This window comes from Sphingopyxis sp. (assembly GCF_035250425.1).
Lineage (GTDB): Bacteria > Pseudomonadota > Alphaproteobacteria > Sphingomonadales > Sphingomonadaceae > Sphingopyxis.
Window position 1 is genome coordinate 1 of sequence record NZ_DATFFD010000077.1, and the last position, 2,491, is coordinate 2,491.

The window sequence follows — 2,491 nt, forward strand, 5'->3', positions numbered from 1 at the left end:
TGCCGACCTCGACGCCGCGGTGCCGAACCGGCCCGTATGGCTCGAACGCGTCGACGGCCACGCCGGCTGGGCGAACACGGCGGCAATGGCTTCCGCGAAGATCACCCCCGCGAGCAAGTCGCCCGAGGGCGGCCGCATCGAAATGGAGGGCGGCAAGCCGAGCGGCGTCTTCGTCGACGCCGCGATGAACCTGATCGACAGCGCCAAGCCCAAACCGCTGGCGCGCGACCTCGACCGCGCGCTGTACCTCGCGCAACAGAAATTGCTCGAGCAGGGGATCACCGCGATCGCCGACATGGGCACCAGCATCGCCGACTGGCAGGCATATCGCCGGGCGGGCGACAAGAAACAGCTCGCGGTCCGGATCCTGAGCTACGGCGGCGACATCGACAATATGGCGATCATCGCGGGATCCGAGCCGACGCCGTGGCTCTACGACGACCGCCTGCGCATGGTCGGGGTCAAGCTCTATCTCGACGGCGCATTGGGATCGCGCGGCGCGTGGCTGAAAGCGCCGTACAGCGACGCGCCGGGGCAGAAGGGGCTGCCCCTCCTCACCCCCGCGCAGCTCCGCAACAAGATGGTGCGCGCATCGATGGACAAGTTCCAGGTCGCGATCCACGCGATCGGCGACGCCGCCAATGCCGAGGCTTTGGACGCAATCACCGACCTCACCGCCGACCTGCCCGGCGAGCGCCGCTGGCGCATCGAACATGCGCAGATCATCGACCCCGTCGACATCCCGCGCTTCGCAACCCTCAAGGTCATCGCCTCGATGCAGCCCGTCCACCAGACGTCGGACCGCCTGATGGCCGAAGCCCGCCTCGGTCCCGATCGGCTGAAGGGCGCCTATGCGTGGCGCAGCCTCGCCAGCGCGGGCGCACGCCTTGCCTTCGGCTCCGACGTGCCCGTCGAAAGCGCCAACCCCTTCCCCGGCATCGCCGCCGCGATTTCGCGCACCGATGCCAAGGGCGAACCCTTCGGCGGCTGGCGCCCCGAAGAAGCGGTCAGCCGCGAGGCCGCACTCGACGGCTTCACCCGCACTGCGGCTTTCGCCGGCTTCGCCGAGGACCGCATCGGCACGCTGATGCCCGGGATGCGCGCCGACTTCCTGATCGTCGACGCCGACCCGATGCTCGCGAGCCCCGACGAGATCCGCCGCATGACCCCGCTCGAAACCTGGATCGGCGGCTATCGCTATTACAAGAAAAGCGAGGGCGCGACCGTTGGCCGCTGACACGCCGACCCGTCGCGCGCTGCTGACCGGGCTCGCGGCGCTCCCTGTCGCAGCCACCGCCGCAGCCGCCGAGCGCAAGGAACGCCGCTCGAAGAAGCGCAAACCCGCGAAGCCCAAGGTTCAGCATGTCGATGTCGCGATCATCGGCGCGGGGGTGTTCGGCGCGTGGACCGCGTGGCATTTGCTTCGCGCCGGCAAGTCGGTGCGCCTCTTCGACGCCTATGGCGCGGGCCACGCGCGCGCCTCGTCGGGGGGCGAAAGCCGCGTCATCCGCATGGGCTATGGCGCCGACACCCTCTATTCGGAGATGGCGCGCGACTCGCTCAAATATTGGAAAGACCTCTCCGACAGCGCGAGCGCGCCGATCTTTCACAATACTGGCGTCCTCTGGTTCGCGCCGCAGGGGGATGCCTATACCGCGCAATCGCTCGCCTGGCTGCAGGCGAACCGCGTCGGCCACGAGCATGGCGACGTCAGCTGGTTGCAAGAGAAGTACCGCCAGATCCAATTCTATCAGGGCGAGACCGGCGTCCTCGAAACCGAGGCGGGCGCGCTGATCGCCGCGCGCGGTGTGCAGGAACTGATCGCCGACGCGCAGATCGAGGTCGAGCGCGTCGTCATGCCCGCGCCGCTCTTCTCGAAAAGGACGAAGCGCCACACGCTACCCGACGGCGGCACCGCCGATCACCTTGTCTATGCCGCCGGTCCGTGGATCGCCGAACTCTTCCCGCAGCAATTGATGAACAAGATCGTCGCGACGCGGCAGGAGGTCTATCATTTCGGCGCGCCGCAAGGCGACAGCCGCTTTACGCCGCCCGAGCTTCCGGTGTGGGCCGATTTCAACAACGGTCGCATCGTCTATGGCATCCCCGACCTCGAAGGCGCGGGGTTCAAGATCGCGATCGACGTCCATGGTCCCGCGGTCGATCCGGACACGATGGAACGCCAGCTCACCCCCGCCGGCATCGCCGAGGCGCGCGCCTATATGCAGCGCCGCTTCCCCGGCCTTGCGTCGGCGCCGCTGCTCGGCGGGCGCGTCTGCCAATATGAGAATAGCTCGAACGGCGATTATCTGATCGACCGCTTCCCGGGGCAGGACCATGTCTGGCTCGTCGGCGGCGGGTCGGGTCATGGGTTCAAGAACGGTCCCGCGGTGGGGAAACGCGTCGCGGCGCACATCCTCGACAAGAATCTCGCCGTCGAACCGCGCTTCAGCTTTGCGACCAAGGGCACGGTGGCGGCGCGGACGGTGTT

Annotated in this window: 2 protein-coding genes; both read left to right on the forward strand. The window is 68.0% G+C overall.

The features are described from left to right. A partial coding sequence (locus VJ811_RS04790; RefSeq protein WP_324071136.1) for an amidohydrolase occupies positions 1-1,237 on the forward strand: 1,237 nt, incomplete at its 5' end. Continuing rightward, positions 1,227-2,491: FAD-dependent oxidoreductase (locus VJ811_RS04795; protein WP_324071137.1), on the forward strand; the 1,265-nt coding region annotated here is incomplete at its 3' end. The genes VJ811_RS04790 and VJ811_RS04795, both read left to right, overlap by 11 nt.